The organism is Desertivirga brevis, assembly GCF_017355835.1.
On the sequence record NZ_JAFEWF010000008.1, the window covers coordinates 41685 to 59176 of the forward strand.

At 40.4% G+C, this 17492-nt stretch carries 10 protein-coding genes; 8 read left to right on the plus strand and 2 right to left on the minus strand.

From position 1 onward, the window contains the following. Positions 1-3: 3 nt before the first annotated feature. Positions 4-432: a BLUF domain-containing protein gene (locus J4N25_RS18000; RefSeq protein ID WP_207423192.1), complete on the minus strand. Its 429-nt coding sequence runs from the start codon at positions 430-432 to the stop codon at positions 4-6. Positions 433-1134: 702 nt separating this feature from the next. Next, the gene (locus J4N25_RS18005) at positions 1135-2145 is read right to left on the minus strand and encodes a LacI family DNA-binding transcriptional regulator (RefSeq protein WP_207423193.1); all 1011 of its coding nucleotides are present in this window, start codon (positions 2143-2145) and stop codon (positions 1135-1137) included. A 141-nt stretch (positions 2146-2286) separates the two neighbouring features. Here J4N25_RS18005 and J4N25_RS18010 point away from each other — a divergent pair, with 141 nt between their 5' ends. The 8 genes from J4N25_RS18010 to J4N25_RS18045 all read left to right on the plus strand — a co-directional run bounded on the left by J4N25_RS18010 (position 2287) and on the right by J4N25_RS18045 (position 17483). Continuing rightward, complete coding sequence (locus J4N25_RS18010; RefSeq protein WP_207423194.1) at positions 2287-3177, plus strand: inositol oxygenase family protein; 891 nt, start codon at positions 2287-2289, stop codon at positions 3175-3177. A gap of 43 nt (positions 3178-3220) precedes the next feature. Then, positions 3221-6265, plus strand: a complete 3045-nt coding sequence (locus J4N25_RS18015; protein ID WP_242695935.1) for a SusC/RagA family TonB-linked outer membrane protein — start codon at positions 3221-3223, stop codon at positions 6263-6265. Positions 6266-6283: 18 nt separating this feature from the next. Further along, complete coding sequence (locus J4N25_RS18020) at positions 6284-7957, plus strand: RagB/SusD family nutrient uptake outer membrane protein (RefSeq protein WP_207423195.1); 1674 nt, start codon at positions 6284-6286, stop codon at positions 7955-7957. 73 nt (positions 7958-8030) lie between these two features. Further along, on the plus strand, positions 8031-9020 hold the full coding sequence (locus tag J4N25_RS18025; RefSeq protein ID WP_207423196.1) for a purple acid phosphatase family protein: 990 nt from the start codon (positions 8031-8033) through the stop codon (positions 9018-9020). 27 nt (positions 9021-9047) lie between these two features. Beyond that, complete coding sequence (locus J4N25_RS18030) at positions 9048-10295, plus strand: acyltransferase family protein (protein WP_207423197.1); 1248 nt, start codon at positions 9048-9050, stop codon at positions 10293-10295. Between the two features lie 44 nt (positions 10296-10339). After that, on the plus strand, positions 10340-11968 hold the full coding sequence (locus tag J4N25_RS18035; RefSeq protein ID WP_207423198.1) for a sodium/sugar symporter: 1629 nt from the start codon (positions 10340-10342) through the stop codon (positions 11966-11968). Positions 11969-12047: 79 nt separating this feature from the next. Beyond that, a complete protein-coding gene (locus J4N25_RS18040; RefSeq protein ID WP_242695936.1) occupies positions 12048-14189 on the plus strand; it encodes an alpha-N-acetylglucosaminidase in 2142 nt (713 codons plus the stop codon). 75 nt (positions 14190-14264) lie between these two features. Further along, on the plus strand, positions 14265-17483 hold the full coding sequence (locus J4N25_RS18045) for a glycoside hydrolase family 2 TIM barrel-domain containing protein (RefSeq protein WP_207423200.1): 3219 nt from the start codon (positions 14265-14267) through the stop codon (positions 17481-17483). Positions 17484-17492: the final 9 nt, after the last annotated feature.

Genomic DNA, 17492 nt, shown 5'->3' on the forward strand with positions numbered 1-17492 from the left:
ATCTTATTGATTATTGTTGATAAACATTTCAAAGATCTCTTTAACTGTATCATCTGATTTTGCTACCTGCATCGTATTTGAATCTCTGATATCCAGATAGCCTTCTACTTTTTTAAATTCTTCGGGTGATACCGTTTTAAAGCCCATTGACCATTCAGAAAATATTCGGGTATTTACTGTTACCTCCTGAAGTTTGATCACTCCAAAGTGACGAGGATCCTTATTGATCACCTTGTAAAGGTTCTCCAGTTCTTGCTTGTCCCCTTCAAGGACCTGCATAATGTTACCCGAACTATAGATCAATAAGCCAGTAATATTTTTCTTTTCATTATTACTTCTGCTTTTTGTTAAGATGGATTGCAACTCAGTTTCCGATATCTGCTCACTTGCGGTACTTACGTAAACAATCCTGGTAAGTGGTGTTACTTGCATTTTGATGTGTTAAGTAGGCAAGGATACGAAAAGGTGCAATGCAATGTTTTAATACTTGTGTAAAAAAAAATTATTTATAACCTCAGGGTATTTGGTGTAATTTTTCTTTTAGAGGACCATTTACTGGAAAATACAATACGAGTTATTACTGTGTTAGAGAGCTTGAGTATTCATCTCTGGTTTTTCCAATGCTGCAGAAGAGATTGGAAACCTATTGCTTTCCTAAAACGAAACAACAATTACGGATTCTTTGTATTAATAAGTGAGAGCGTTAATTAGATACAGAATGGCTAGGGACCTGGTTCCTGGCTTTTCTATTTTATACCTTTTTTATACTACTGAAGGCTATTGAAAATGAAATAAAAGCAGTAGTAAACACATCAAGAGTATAAATAGAATAAAATTTACACTATCCTTCATTTTTTTATTTGATAAGGAGGTTCAATCGCTTCCCACATTTGCTGCACTTCTTTTTACTATGATCTTTTGTATTAGCCATTCGAAAACCCAATTACAGCTAAGGAAGTGCATCACACTCATTTTTCCTTTTTCTAAACTACGAATCTGAATGAGAAAGGTTTAGACTTTATAGAGGGAATGTTAATTTGGAAAATTTCTGTATTAAGGGACTGATTAAGAAAGGTGAGCTTCGTCATTTACTTTTATCTCACCTTTTTGTACAAAGCTAACTTTTACCGTTGCTTATCCTGCAGTAGAACCCCTTGTTATTAATGTTGAAGGAATGATCGCGCTTTCTTCTGTTAAAGTAAGACTGTTATACTTAAGCGATTTAAGCAAAGCACTTGCTGCTGTTCTTCCCATCTCAATAGCTGGCTGTGTAATAGTAGTTAGGGTAGGGTTGAGGATGATTGCTGAGGATTGATTAGAAAAACAAATTACTTTTATGTCCTTAGGAATATTGATGTCCATTTGCTGACAAACAAGGTAAATTGGAGTGGTGAGTTTTTCTCCGGTAGCTACAATCCCATCTGGCCGGTTAGCACTGCTCATCATTTTTCTGATAATTCCATATTCTAGTCCTGGCTCATCAGGGAAATCGATGATTGGGCAACAGTCTTCGTTTAATCCAAATTCTTCAATGGCTTTTTTATAGCCTTCAGTTCTCTCGGAGATTATGGATAAACTATTGGAAATAGATATCAAAGCAATTTTGCGGCAGCCTGCTTCAATCAGGTGTTTTGTGGCCATATATCCGCACTCGAAATCGTTCGTTGTAATTTTGGCAGTATCTATTTCTTTGCAAACACGGTCGAAGAATACTATGGGGTAGTGGCGGCGGAACTCTTTGATATGTTCAAATGAGGCTGTTTCTACAGTTACCGACATGATGACTCCGTCTACCCGTCCTCCGGACAAGGATTTTAAAATTGATTTTTCCCTCTCAAGTTTTTCGTGTGTAAGATAAATAAGAGTATGGTAACCCTTCTCGAGGGCAACTTCTTCTATACCATTTAGTGCTAATGAAAAAAAACTATCTGCCACCTCTGGTATCAATACCGCGATTGTCTTGCTCTTATTCCTGCGTAAGCTGCCTGCATAAGGGTTGGGCACATAGTCTAATTCTTTTGCCAGGGCAAGCACTCTTTCTTTGGTCGCCACGCTTATTTCATGGCTGTCACACAGCGCTTTAGATATAGTTGCTGTTGATAGATTTAATCGTTCTGCAAGTAACTTAATAGTGACATTGCTCATGTTCTCGAGTGCTTAAAATCAAATAATAAGGTGCAAAATATCATTTTTTACTTAATCGTTTAAGTAAATTTAAACGGTTTATTTGAAAAATCTGAGACTGAATTTACTGAACTTTAATGGCAGTAACACCAATTATAGTTTATGAATCCAGACAAAAACGCTTTATCGGCCGGAGACTTAAGGCCACTATCTAGCCTCGACGAGTGGGAAGAGGATGTGTTAAACAGGTATCCTGATCCATCTGTTATCAATCAGGATAAAAAAGCCGAGGAGTTCAGAAACTACCAGGAGACGGAGAAGGATGGGGTAAAAGAATTTTACCGTCTAAATCACCTGTACCAGAGCTACGACTTTGTGATGCAGAAAAAGGCAGACTTCCTTAAGTTCGATAAGAAGGAAATGCCTATATGGGACGCTTTCACATTTCTAAACCAATTGGTAGACGATTCAGATCCCGATACGGACCTGGATCAGATGCAGCATTTGCTTCAGACTTCTGAAGCTATCCGGAATGATGGTCACCCTGACTGGATGGTGCTTGTAGGACTGATCCATGATATGGGAAAAGTTCTCTGCCTGTTTGGAGAGCCTCAGTGGGCCGTTGTAGGCGATACTTTCCCGGTAGGTTGTGCTTTCTCTGATAAGATCGTTTATTCAGAATTTTTTGAGCATAATCCGGATTATAACGATGAAAGATACAATACAAAGTTGGGGATCTATCAGGAGAACTGTGGTTTGGATAATGTTCATATGTCATGGGGACACGACGAATATGTGTATCACATGATGAAGGATTACATCCCGGAACCGGGATTATATATGCTTCGTTATCACTCATTTTATTCTCAACATAGAGAGCATGCCTATAATCATTTGATGAACGAGCATGATCATGAAATGTTTAAGTGGGTTAACCTGTTCAACCCATACGACTTGTACTCCAAAAATCCGAACCAGAAAAGCTGGGCGGAGTTAAAACCGTATTATGAAGATCTAGTAGCCAAGTATCTGCCAGCCACGTTGAAATTTTAAGCTTCCATAGCATTGTTAACCAATTTAATTCAAATATTTTAAGATGATGAGAATCGACCTTAGATGTAGTAAGGGCAGATGGATGAATTTTCTGCTTTTGTTTTTATTCTTTGCATTATCGGAAACTGCATTCGCGCAGGCCGACCAACGTATTAGCGGTACAGTGGTAGATAAGGACGGGCTAGGAGTACCAGGAGTAAATGTTACCGTAAAAGGAACAAAGAAAATAACGTCAACTAGCGTTACCGGTGCCTTTAATATTAGTGCCAAACAAGGAGATGTACTAGTGTTTACTGCAGTTTCATATTCTACAAAGGAGCTGGCTGTAACCAGCCAAACAAGCTATAAAGTAGTATTAAATGACGAAAATAAAGCATTGAAAGAAGTTGTGGTAGTAGGATACGGAACAAGCAGCCGTAAAACATTGTCGAGTTCTGTAACTACGGTAAAACCAGAAGAGCTGAATAGAGGTGCCATTGCTGACGTAGGGCAGTTGTTACAAGGAAAGGTACCGGGACTAAATGTGAGTGCAAGCGGCGACCCGAATAAACCAGCTGCTGTTATTCTACGCGGAGCTTCTACGGTTAACAGTCCTGGCGCTCCATTCTATGTAATTGATGGAGTTCCCGGAGCTGACATATCGGCGATTGCTCCGAACGATATTGCTTCAATTGACGTACTAAAGGATGCTGCTGCTACCGCAATCTATGGAAACAGAGCAGCAAGTGGTGTAATTATGGTAACCACCAAAAGAGGTAAAAAAGGGCAGTCACAGGTAACTTATAGTGGGTATGTTTCCAACGAGAAAGTTAGCAATGAGCTGGATCTGATGAGTGCAGATCAGTTAAGCGCATATGTAGCAGCAAACAATGCATCATTTTCACCCAATGACAGTTCTGGTTCAAATACAAACTGGATGGCTGCAATTCAGCGCTCGTCTGCTGTAGCCCATAATCATAACCTTTCTTTTAGCGGTGGATCTGAACATAGTACTTATAGTGCGAGCATCAATTATTTCAAGAAGGATGGTATCCTCTCTAAATCCTCATTAGAGCGTATTATCGGTCGCTTGAATATTGATCAGTATGCTTTGAAAGATAAGGTGAAATTCAGTTTAAATCTGTCAAACTCCAGCAGCAATTCAAGTTATACACCGTTACAGAATATTGTCTTGCAACAGGCAGCGAAACACCTTCCAATCTCTCCGGTGATGCGTAATAATGGCACTTATTTCGAAAATTTCAATACAACCGGGTATTATAATCCAGTTTCATTGATTGATAACGCTAAAGATGAAACTAAATATAATGTGCTAATTGGTGGTTTTAATACTGAAGTAAAACTTCCATTCGATCTAACATACAACGTTAATTTATCCTACCAAAGAACAACTTCCCTGCATGGCGAATTTTACAATCGGTATTTTTCTCAATATCCTACTGCTGGCTTTTATAACAATCCAGATCCTGGAATCGGTATTCAAAAAACCCTCATCGGCAATTTATTTGGAACCAATGGCTCAGCTTTAAGGAATACATTCCAGAACACGAATAAAACGTTAGAGACGTTTTTGACCTGGAATAAAAAGTTCGGTGACCATTCACTTACTGCAGTATTAGGTTATTCTTATCAGGAGAACGTTTACGGCGAAGGTTTTCAAACGTCTAGCACAAACTTCCCGGCAGATAATATTGGTTATTCTAACCTTAGCTTAGGTAACCCTTACGCAATTCCAACTTACAGGATAAATGCCGGAGATGATCTTACATACGGACAAATCAGGATGATATCTGACTTTGCCCGTTTGAACTATAATTACAAAGACAAATACTTGTTCCAGGGATCTATTCGTAAAGACGGTAGTTCTGCTTTTGGGGAAAACAATTATTGGGGATATTTCCCTTCAGTGGGCTTGGCCTGGAGAATTAGCCAGGAAGAGTTCATGAAGCAACTACCAGTTATATCTGAATTAAAATTAAGAGCGAGCTACGGTGTTACAGGTAATTCCCAGGGAATAGGTGCCTATAATGCAAAATTGCTTTACGGCATTTATGGTACTTACTATAACAATGGGGTTATGGAAGCAGCGTACGGTCCAACTCAGGGAGCCAATCCGGATTTGAAATGGGAGAAAACTACTTCAAAAAATTTAGGCTTTGATTTTGGAATCTTTAACAACAAGGTCACAGGTACCTTTGATGTTTATGAAAAAGATACTAAAGGAATGCTTTTCAGATATAATGTATCTAATGCATTGGTACCAGGAGGTGCTATCTGGTCAAATGGTGGAAGTATCAATAACAGGGGTATCGAATTTAGCTTAAGCGCTACGCCAGTAGCAAGCAAGAAAGTTAATTGGTCAACCAGCATTAATCTTGCGACCAACAAGAATAAGATCACTAACCTTACTAGTCCTTTTGCAAACGGAGATTCTATTGTATACACTCGTCCTGAAGGTCCTGGGCAGTCGGGTTCAAGTCTTCAAATCCTGAAAGTTGGTTATCCAATCGGTCAGTTCTATTCTCTGAAATATGCTGGAAAGGATGCTAACGGCGTATCTCAATTCTACAATAGAGATGGATCTATCACTTCAACTCCTGTTAGTGGTACGAACTACTTTTATGTGGGGAGCCCTCAGCCCAAATTGATGATGGGTTGGAGCAATACCGTGAGATATAATAACTGGGATCTGAATGTATTTCTTCGCGGCACCTTTGGAAATAAAATATTTAACGCAACAAGAGCTGACCTATCGTTTGTAACAGCAGCCACCAGCAACAACTTATTAAATAGTGCAGCGGATGATAAGATCAACGATAATAAAAACTCCTTCTACTCAGATCGTTATATCGAAGATGGATCATATGTTCGTTTAGACAATGCTACCCTTGGTTATAATATCAAGAAATCTGTAAAAAACGTAAATAACGTCAGGCTGTATTTCTCGGTAAATAATCTGTTCACCATAACCAAATATTCTGGAATAGACCCGGAAATAAATCAGGGAGGAGCTGCTCCGGGTATTGATTATAACAACTTCTATCCTAAAACCCGTACATTCCTATTGGGAGCTAACGTATCATTTTAAAAAAGAAGAAGATTCAAGATGAAAAAGATATTTAATGGAATTGCCAGTCTTTTAACAACGGCAGTATTGTTTTCTTCCTGCCAAAAAGTGGAAGTCGAAGTAACATCTGAGCTTACTCCGGAGGTTTTCCCTAAAACTGCTGCTCAGCTTACTGCAGCCACTGGCCCGGTTTACATAAATTTAAGAAGCGACTATTCAGTAGCCTATTGGTTTTTGCAAAGTCTTTCAACTGATGAAGCAGTACTGCCATTCTTTGGTTCAGACTGGGTGGATGGAAACCGTTATCTGGAGACGCATCGTCATACCTGGACAAAAGATAATGGATCCGTTTCGGCTGTATGGAGTTATCTGAGTAATATAATTGGAACATCCAACCAAGCTCTTTCCATTATAGACCAGTCTGCTCCAGCGGGTAACGACAAGAGTACAACACTTTCTGAATTAAGAACGATCAGAGCCCTGTCTTACTTCATGATGATGGACCTGTATGGAGGAGTACCTCTTGATACAGTTTATGGAAGCAAAGAATTAAAAGCAAAAGCACCCAGGGCTGAAGTATTCAGTTTTGTTGAAAAGGAGCTGAAAAATGCTATCCCTTATTTAAAGGGTATAACCGGAGCTAGTACCTATGGCAAGCCAACGAAATATATGGCTTATGCGATGTTGGCCAAAATGTACTTAAACTCGGAAGTTTATACAGGGACTGCAAGATATAACGAGTGTATCGCGGCCTGTGATCAAATTATAAGTTCTGGTTTATATGCAGTAGAACCCGCCTCCAGCTACTTGCAACAGTTTTATCCTACAAATGGTCCAAGCCAGAAGGAATTTATTTTTGCGATCCCTTATGATGCGTCAACATCAAACGGTTATATGTTACATGCCCGTTATGACCTTAACAGGAATTTAGGTATTCGATATTCTTATTCGGGATCAACACCAGGGACTTATACGAACCCTGTAATGAATTTAAATACCGGTAATGGATTGTTAAATGCCAGACCGAGCGGTCCAAGGATGACAACAGCAGAATTCTATGCTAACTTTAATGATCCTAATGACGTAAGAAACAAGCAATGGTTAAGCGGATTACAATACTGGCAGGATGGAAGTCCTATTATGGTGAGTACTACAAAGGGCGGCTACGACCAAACAGTAACAGGGGATGAAGCCAAAAAGTCTTACGTGTACCATCTTAATTTAACTCCACTTACCGGTTCAAGGTTTGGTGCTAATTCTTATGATTTAGGAAAGGATGAGATTGCCTGGAATACAGGTGTGAGGAACATTAAGTTCTATCCGGATTACACAAACACAGTAGGTAGAAATCAAAGTAATGATGTTCCGGTGTTCCGGTATTCAGATATTCTGCTTATGAAAGCTGAAGCAATTTTACGTGGTGGAACTCCTACTTTAGGGGCAACGGCTTTATCCCTGGTAAATCAGGTTAAAACTAACCGTACAACTTCTGGTGCTTACACCAGTATTAATCTTGAAGAGCTGTATAAAGAGAGAAGCAGGGAGTTTGCCTGGGAAAACTGGCATCGTAATGATATGATCCGTTTTGGAAAATTTGAAGGAACCTGGGGCTTGGCCAAAACGAATTCGGATCTTTATCGCCGTATTTATCCTATCCCAACAACAGCAATGGCTACTAATCCTAATCTGGTGCAAAATCCAGGTTATAATTAAGAACTATTAATTACTAAAACTAAGTCTGCCTCCGGGCGAAATGTCCGGAGGCTTTGTTTATCTTGTTCAAAAAATGCGAAAGCTTTTCCTTCTTGTTCCTGTTATATTCTTCTTAAGGTCTGTATTTCCTGCCACTGCTCAAGTGCTCATCCGGGATAGTGCTTTTGTAGCTTCTCCATCCAAAGCATTGGTTAGAGATCCCCTGGCTCTTAATTTTATTGCTATGGGCGACTGGGGCCGGAACGGAGATGATCATCAGAAAGAAGTGGCCAGGCAAATGGGAAAGACTGCCCGCGATACGAAAGCTCAGTTCGTAGTAGCAACAGGTGATAATTTTTATCCCAGTGGGGTGATCAGCAAATCTGACCCACTTTTTAAGTATTCCTTCGAAGATATTTATACCGATTTTTCATTGCAGTGGGATTGGTATGTGATACTTGGGAACCATGATTACAAGTCAAATCCTGACGCTCAGGTCGAGTATTCATCCATCAGCAGAAGATGGAAGATGCCTGCAAGATATTATTCAAAGACTTTTAATATCAATAATGATCCTTCACAAAAGGTGCTTATGCTTTTTATTGACACAAATCCCTTAATTCCTGAATTTTATAAAAATCCCGAATATGGGCCGAATGTTAAGGGGCAGGATACTACCAAACAAAAACGCTGGCTGGAGAAAATGTTGCAGAACGCAGGGACTGACGTTAAATGGAAGATTGTTGTAGGTCATCACCCTATGTTTACAGGAGGTAGCAGGACTGAGGGCTACGATACAAAAGCCATTCGTAATTCTCTCAAGCCTGTATTAGATAAGTATAAGGTAGACGTTTATCTTACCGGGCACGAACATAGCTTGCAATACATAAAACCACCCGGAGCTACTCATCACTTTATTTCAGGCTCAGCTTCGGAAGCTACTCCAGCCCGTTTAGTAGATCACAGCAAGCTTTCTGCTTCTGACTATGGCTTTATGCTATTTTCAGTAAGTACTAACCAATTACGCGTGCAGGCCATCAATTATGAGGGGAAAATTCTGTATCACACACTTATTAAGAAATAAATATTTTTCTTCCATTAAAAGATCCATATGATCGAACTGGCTTCAGCTGTTCCTGTTAATAACCCTTCTGCGGTAAAAGTTAATTCAAGGCTATTATCTCTTGATGCGCTACGTGGTTTCGATATGTTTTGGATCATTAGTGGAGAAGAAATTTTTCATGGTTTTGCAGCTGCCATCAAGCAAAAGTACACTTTGGTGCAGGACCCCGAAAGCTGGCAGATAGCTATAGATTCAAGATTATCTGTGTTAGAAAAAATAATGGTCGGAATCAGTAATCAATTGCACCATTCGGTTTGGAATGGCTTTACATTTTACGATCTGATATTTCCCTTATTTATTTTTATTGCCGGTGTTTCTATGCCCTTCTCATATGCACGATACCTGGATGGCAATGAAATTAAAGGTAGGGGAACAAAACGCCAGATTTATATTTCTCTGGTTAAACGTACAGTTTTATTGATCGTATTGGGAATGGTAGTTAATGGATTGCTCAAGTTTCAGGGATACGAAAGTACACGTTTTGCCAGTGTGTTGGGCAGGATAGCTCTCGCTTGTTTTTTTGCAGCTCTGATTTATTTAAATTGTTCTTTGAAAAAGCAGGTTATCTGGTTCGGGGTAATTTTGTTAGGGTACTGGGCAATGATGACTTTAATTCCGGTTCCTGTTTATGGCAATGGAATATTTACTCCGGCCGGAAATCTGGCTGCATTTATAGATCGCTTATTGCTTCCTGGAAAACTCCATCGTCAGGTGTATGATCCTGAAGGCTTGTTATCAACCGTCCCAGCTGTGGGAACTGCATTACTTGGTGTATTTACGGGGCAGTTCTTAAGAACAAATGTTTTGATTAACTTAGAGTTTACTCCCGGCCGAAAGGGAGCAACAATGATTCTTGGAGGAATAGTAATGGTAGGTGCCGGCTTGATGTGGGATCTACTATTTCCGATTAACAAGATCATGTGGACGAGCTCATTTGTGCTTTTTGCCGGTGGCTTAAGCCTGTTAGTTTTTTCGATCTTTTATCTTGCGATAGACGTATGGGAATTGAAAAAGTGGAGCAAGCCGCTGATCTGGATCGGTACCAATTCAATTCTTATTTATATGGCAGCTCATGGACTGGTTAATTTTCAGGCTAGCTCTGAGTTTATTTTTGGCGGTTTGATCAACCGAACTCCCGAAGTGTTTCATCATGCTCTTATTTGGATAGGTGTATTTGTAATTCAGCTATTCCTATTAAGGTTTTTATATAAAAGAAAAATGTTCCTGAAGCTGTAGGGGGCGTGCAATTAAATAATTAAATAATTAATCATCAATCAACAATGAACCAATTACAAACCGCAGACTATATCGTCTTCTTCATCTACTTCGTCGTTGTTGCTTTTTACGGCTACTATGTTTATCAGAAAAAGAAGACAAAGGAAGTCAGCTCAAAAGATTTTTTCCTGGCAGAAGGCTCTCTTACCTGGTGGGCAATTGGCGCTTCACTTATTGCATCAAATATTTCTGCCGAACATTTTATTGGAATGTCAGGTTCTGGATTTGCTCTCGGACTCGCCATTTCCTCTTATGAATGGATGTCTGCCGCTACTTTAATTCTCGTAGCAGTTTTCATTATTCCTGTTTACTTGAAGAATAAGATCTTCACCATGCCTCAGTTTCTATCAATGAGGTATAATGATAGTGTAAGTACCGTAATGGCTATTTTCTGGCTGCTGGTTTATGTATTTGTGAACCTTACGTCAATCATTTACCTGGGGGCACTCGCTATTTCATCTATCTCATCAGTAAGCTTCGAATTTTGCATTATTGCTCTTTGCATTTTCTCTATGATAGTAACATTGGGGGGAATGAAAGTAATCGGTTACACAGACGTTATTCAGGTTTGCGTACTAATTATTGGTGGTTTGGTAACCACCTACCTGGCCCTTACATTACTGGCACAGCAATATGGTTTTGGTAAAGATATTTTAAGCGGCCTGGCAATTCTTAGAAGAGAGGCGCCTGGACATTTTCATATGATATTTGATTCATCGAACAAATACTATAACGAGCTGCCGGGTACCTCCGTTATTATCGGCGGGATGCTTATCAATAATCTTGCATATTGGGGCTGTAATCAATATATCGTTCAAAGGGCTCTCGGAGCAGACCTTAAGACTGCGCGTAAAGGTATCCTTTTTGCAGCCTTCCTTAAGTTATTGGTTCCCCTGATTGCTGTACTCCCGGGTATCGTAATGTATGTATTGCACAACAAGGGGATGTTCCAGGCTGAAATGACAGTCAATGGTGTGTTAAAACCGGACCATGCTTATCCAACCCTTATGAACTTATTACCTCCGGGCTTAAAAGGAATTGCTTTTGCTGCCCTTACTGCTGCAATAGTTGCTTCTCTTGCAGGAAAGGCAAATAGTATTTCGACAATATTTTCATTGGATATTTATAAGAAGTACTTTAACAAGGAAGCTGACGAAAGGAAGATGGTCCGGATCGGACGATGGGCAGTTGTAGTAGCTATGACCATTGCAGCAATTGTTACTCCTGCACTAAAATCACTCGATCAAGCCTATCAATTCATTCAGGAATATGTAGGATTTATTTCTCCCGGCGTATTGGCAATTTTCCTTTTGGGTTTTTTCTGGAAGCGTACAACCGCGAGTGCTGCTATGGCGGGAGCCTTACTAACGATTCCTTTGTCTACTATTCTTAAGTTTTTACCAGTATGGACAAAGGGAGCATTTCCTGATTACCCTTTCCTTGACCGGATGACTATTGACTTTGTGATCATTTGTATTGTAATGGTAGCAATAAGCCTGCTTAGTCAGCCTAAGGAAAGCAATGAAACTGTAATTGAAGTTGATACTTCCATGTTCCGCATTCATCCGAGCTTTGCCTTTGGGTCGGTTCTGATTACAGGAATACTCACAGCTCTTTATACAATTTATTGGTAGTTGAATTCTTTTTATGCGATTAAAAAAAACTATTTTCTGTTTCATCCTACTGCTGCCTGCATTGTTAAGCAAGGCTCAAATGAACAATCAAGCCGGAAAGGACCTGATAAGCCGTATCCTTCCAGCCCGGGCTAATTCTTTTATATTGGAAACAATCCCTGGAACAAGCGGGAAAGACGTTTTTGAACTGGAGAGCCGTGATAAAAAAATAATTATACGGGGAAATAATGGCGTAGCGCTGGCCTCTGGTTTGTATTATTACCTCACAGAATATGGGCATTGCCAGATAACCTGGAACGGCAGTAACCTTAAGTTGCCAAAGGTATTACCCGCAATACCAGGCAAGGTTAGAAAGGAAACCCCATATGAATACAGGTATTATCTCAACTATTGCACTTTCAACTATAGCATGAGCTGGTGGGATTGGAGCAGATGGGAAAAAGAGATCGACTGGATGGCGTTGCATGGTATCAACATGCCTCTGGCCATCACCGGCGAGGAGTATACCTGGTATTTGGTATATAAGGAGATGGGCTTCAGCGATGAAGATCTGAAGGGCTTTTTTACAGGTCCTGCTTATTTTTCATGGTTTTGGATGGGAAACATAGATGGCTGGGGCGGCCCGCTTCCACTGAATTGGATGAAGGAACATTTCGACTTGCAGAAGAAGATCCTGGAGCGGCAACGCTCTTTAGGTATGAAGCCTGTATTACCTGCTTTTACAGGCCACGTTCCTGCTTCTTTTAAACAAAAGTTCCCTAAAGCCAAGCTGAAGGCAACTAACTGGACAAACGGTTTTGCAGATACTTATATCCTTGATTCTGAGGATCCGATGTTTGCCCGTATCGGGAAGATGTTCCTCGAGAAACAAACAGCTTTATTAGGTACAGACCATTTGTATTCTGCTGATACCTTTAATGAGAATGAGCCTCCTTCTGATGAACCAGAGTTTTTGTCTAAACTAAGTGCAAGAGTATATGAAGGAATGCGCCAGGCTGATCCCGAAGCTGTTTGGGTAATGCAGGGCTGGTTGTTTTATAGCGACAGGAAGTTTTGGAAAGAACCTCAAACCGAAGCTTTGTTGAAAGCTGTACCAAATGACAAAATGATATTGTTAGATCTTGCGACTGAAATTGAACCGGTATGGAAACGTACGAGTGCGTTTTATGGCAAGCCCTGGATTTGGAACATGCTACATAACTTTGGCGGAAACACAAATCTTTTTGGTCGTATGGATGTGGTTGCAGAGGCGCCGGCAGAAGCTCTTAACGATGCCAAAAGTGGAAATTTAAAAGGAATAGGGCTGAGCATGGAAGGAATTGAGCAGAATCCTGTGATGTACGAATTGATGATGGATAACACCTGGAGAAAGGATGCAATCGACCTTAATAAATGGCTTCCAAAGTTTGTGTACAACCGTTACGGTACCAAAAATAAAGATGCTATAGATGCCTGGAATATATTAAGAAAGACTGTGTATACAGTCCCGGCGGATAAGTACATCAGGGACGGTGCAGAATCTATTATACAAGCCCGGCCAACCACTGATAGCTCAAGTAGATGGGCAAAAACAAAGTTAAATTATGAAGCTAAGGAGATCCTTCCGGCTTGGGATGCTTTAATAAAAGCTTCCGGCTCTTGTAAGAATAGCAATGGTTTCCAGTATGATTTGGTGGATTTGAGCAGACAGGTTCTAGCAAACCACGCTTTACCTCTACAAAGAAAATTTGTAACAGCTTATGAGAAGCGGGATAAGCTAACCTTCAAGAAATATAGTGTGCAATTTTTAGAACTGATTTCTGATATGGATAGACTTTTGGCTACCCAAAAAGATTTCATGCTTGGACCATGGGTTGCTGATGCGCGGGCCTGGGGCAGAACAGATAAGGAAAAGGCAATCTATGAGATGAACGCCAAAGATCTTATTACCCTTTGGGGAGATAAAGATTGTCCTCTTAATGAATATGCATGCAGGCAGTGGAGTGGCCTTTTAAATGACTTCTATAAGCCAAGATGGCAAAAATTTTTTGCGGCAGTTCAAATGGACCTGGATGGTAAAAAGCCTTTGAATAAAGAGGAATTTGCTAAGGAAATAAAACAATGGGAATGGGATTGGGTGAATGCGAGGAAGGATTATCCTGTTAAACCTAGCGGAAATCCTGTTGAGGAATCGAAAAAGCTTTACCAAAAATATAGGAAACAGGTGGCAACCCTGTTTTAAATACAGATTGAATCTTTAGTGACTTTCTTCCGGAAAGTTAATAGGAATACGTCGCAAATAAAATGTTTTTAATTCATGATGAAGTTCTACGGGCTGTTATTATCAGCAGTAATTAATTTTTCCCTGCAAAGTTTGGCACAGGTAAAAGCCACGGTAGATAGTGCTGGAGAGGCTACCGTGCCTGCCGAGATTGAGAACCCTCAAATCTTAGGCATCAATAAAAGCCGGGCACATGCCACTTTAATGCCTTATGCAAATTTAGACGAGGCAATGGCAGGAAAGCGCTATGCATCTACCTTCGCTAAAAGTTTAAATGGAAAGTGGAAGTTCAATTGGGTCTCCTGGCCTCAAAAGCGCCCACAGGATTTCTATAAAGTAGAATTTGATGTTTCTGGCTGGAAGGATATAGAAGTACCTTCCAACTGGCAGATCAAGGGCTATGGAACTCCCTTTTACCGCAACATAGGGTATACCTTTCAAAAGGATTTTCCCCGGGTGATGAGTACTCCCCCTGAAAATTATACTGCTTATAAGGAACGGAATCCCGTTGGAAGCTATCGTCGCACTTTTACTGTTCCTGCATCCTGGAAGGGAGGGAGAACATTTATAACATTTGATGGGGTAGATGCAGGGTTCTTCCTATGGATCAACGGAAAAAAAGTTGGCTATAGTGTTAATAGCCGCAATGCTGCGGAGTTTGATATCAGCGCTTATTTGAGATCGGGGGAAAACGTTATTGCTGTGGAGGTATACCAATACACAAGCGGTAGCTATCTGGAGGATCAGGATATGTGGCGGCTGAGTGGGATCTTCAGAAACGTTACCCTGTGGCGGGCACCTGAAACCCATATCCGTGACTTTTTTATAAAGACCGATCTTGATGAGAATTATAAAAACGCCACTACTTTGATTTCCACCAAAGTGACCAATTATTCTTCAAAGAAGATAAGCGGTAAAAAATTGCTTGCAACTATCTACAAGGGGCAGGATGTAATAAAGTCTGCCGAAGTCCAGGTACCGGAACTTGGAAAAGGGCAGGAGCGTGAGGTTAACTTAAGCATTCCTGTTACAAATCCTGATAAATGGACAGCTGAAACTCCATCTTTATATACCTGTGTGCTTCAATTAGTTGATAAAAATGGAGTATCGGAAATCTTATCGCAAAAGATAGGCTATCGAGAAATTGAGATCAAGGGGAGGGTATTCATGGTGAATGGTGTTCCTATAAAATTAAAGGGGGTTAACCGCCACGAGAACTGGCCTGAAGTTGGACATGCCATTACAGAGGCCCAGATGATCCGCGATATTGAGGTTATAAAGCAGGGTAACTGTAATCACGTTCGTACGAGTCATTATTCTGATGATCCACGCTGGTATGAGCTCTGTGACCAATATGGTCTATACCTGGTAGCAGAGGCAAATGTGGAATGTCATGGATTGATGGATCGTTTTAATGACGAACCTTTAATGAAGCAAGCGATCATCGATCGTAATGTGGCCAATGTTGAAAGTTTTAAAAATCATCCCTCGGTGATCATTTGGTCTTTGGGAAATGAGTGCGGAACAGGAGGAGGAAATTTCAGGACAGCTTTAGATATAGTTAAAAGATTGGATAGTTCACGTCCAACTCATTATGAGGGTTTTTCTCGCGACAAAACTAATCCAGCTGATCTTGATAGTAAGATGTATTCACCTATAATTCCTTACGAGAATCCAAGTTGGAAGCAGAAGTTACTGTCATCGGTAGAATTAATCGCCGCTGACACGAGTTTAAAGAAACCTTTCTACTTATGTGAGTTTGCCCATGCTATGTTTAATTCTATGGGTTCATTAAAGGAATATGGAGATCTGTTCGATAAGTATCCTTCCATTCTTGGTGGTGCAATCTGGGAGTTTCAGGATCAGGGAATTTATAACAGAAGGGATCCTAAACATCCAATTCTAGCCTATGGAGGAGGATTTGGTGAGTTTCCGAATGATCATTATTTTATCCATAAAGGAGTAGTCAACTCAGAGCGGGAGGCAAAACCCCACTACCCGGAAATGAAATATGTTTTCCAATGGATACGCGTTAAACCTATCGATCTTCAGAAAGGCTTGGTTTCCATCCGTAACAAGTATCAGTTTGTAAACCTGGATGGATTTGAGGCCATCTGGGAGTTAAGTGAAAACGGTGTTAAGCGGGATTCAGGAAAGATTGATATCAGTAACATTGGCCCCAGGTCTGAAAAGCAAATTTCCATTCCTTATTCTGAATCTGCAACCAACTCCGGGAGTATTTACCACATAAGGATTTCTTTTAAGCTAAAGCAAGATGAACTCTGGGCAAAGAAAGGAATCGAATTGGCCTCAGAACAATTAGAGCTTCCGGCAAGTACTCGAGTTGCTGCAAAGAAGGATCTGGGAGGAGCTGCTAAAGGTCCCAAACTAACCGTTGAAGAAAAAAAAGATCTTATTTCTGTTAATGGTAGTATGTTCCAAGTGGTGTTTGATAAAGCAAAGGGGACGATCATTGACCTGGTAAGCAACAATAATAAATTGCTCAAAGAAGGAGGGGGACCGGTATTGCATTTATGGAGAGCTCCACACCAGGAGGATGACATCTATGCAGATAAAGGATGGAATGAGTATGGATTGAAAGAACTTAACTGGAAGAAAGAGTCTTTGGTTGTTAATAAGCTTCCTGCAGGATCTGTAAAGGTTACTGTGCTGCTTAAGGGTTTAGGAAAAAAGGACTTTACTGTTAGCCATAAAGTAATATATACCATAACTGCAGACGGAAGTATTAGGGTTGAAAATGAAGTTAATTCTACTAAACCTGAACTGGTATTAGCCAGAATGGGTGTAAGAATGCTTCTGGATAAAAGGTATGAACAGTTCAGTTATTTTGGCAGGGGCCCAATGGAGAATTACTCCGACCGTAAGAGTGGTTCTGAAATAGGCATCTATAAAAGTACTGTAATGCAACAATTAACTCCTTACGAGAAACCCATGGAGTGTGGTAATCACGAGGATGTACGCTGGGCGACGTTAGCAAATAATACCGGAACAACTTTGAAGGTTTTGTCTGATAACTCGCTTCTGCAAGTTGCCGCCCTGCCCTATACTGACGAGCAAATGGCGCCGGTAGAGTACCGGATCGACCTGCCCGAGAGTAATACTACTGCATTATGCATCGGCTATAAAACACTTGGAGTAGGCTCAAACGCGTGTGGCCCCAAACCTATGCCTCAATACACCGTTACCGCTGCTCCTGCATCCTTTTCCTATATATTAAGCTTATCTGTTAAGTAATATCTGATC

What these genes read in the sequence shown, in the direction of transcription:
- J4N25_RS18030 (WP_207423197.1), top strand. Translation starts at nt 9,048, where the DNA reads ATGATCGAACTGGCTTCAGCTGTTCCTGTTAATAACCCTTCTGCGGTA.
- J4N25_RS18045 (WP_207423200.1), top strand. Translation starts at nt 14,265, where the DNA reads ATGATGAAGTTCTACGGGCTGTTATTATCAGCAGTAATTAATTTTTCC.
- J4N25_RS18020 (WP_207423195.1), top strand. Translation starts at nt 6,284, where the DNA reads ATGAAAAAGATATTTAATGGAATTGCCAGTCTTTTAACAACGGCAGTA.
- J4N25_RS18015 (WP_242695935.1), top strand. Translation starts at nt 3,221, where the DNA reads ATGATGAGAATCGACCTTAGATGTAGTAAGGGCAGATGGATGAATTTT.
- J4N25_RS18040 (WP_242695936.1), top strand. Translation starts at nt 12,048, where the DNA reads ATGAACAATCAAGCCGGAAAGGACCTGATAAGCCGTATCCTTCCAGCC.
- J4N25_RS18010 (WP_207423194.1), top strand. Translation starts at nt 2,287, where the DNA reads ATGAATCCAGACAAAAACGCTTTATCGGCCGGAGACTTAAGGCCACTA.
- J4N25_RS18025 (WP_207423196.1), top strand. Translation starts at nt 8,031, where the DNA reads ATGCGAAAGCTTTTCCTTCTTGTTCCTGTTATATTCTTCTTAAGGTCT.
- J4N25_RS18035 (WP_207423198.1), top strand. Translation starts at nt 10,340, where the DNA reads ATGAACCAATTACAAACCGCAGACTATATCGTCTTCTTCATCTACTTC.
- J4N25_RS18005 (WP_207423193.1), bottom strand. Translation starts at nt 2,145, where the DNA reads ATGAGCAATGTCACTATTAAGTTACTTGCAGAACGATTAAATCTATCA.
- J4N25_RS18000 (WP_207423192.1), bottom strand. Translation starts at nt 432, where the DNA reads ATGCAAGTAACACCACTTACCAGGATTGTTTACGTAAGTACCGCAAGT.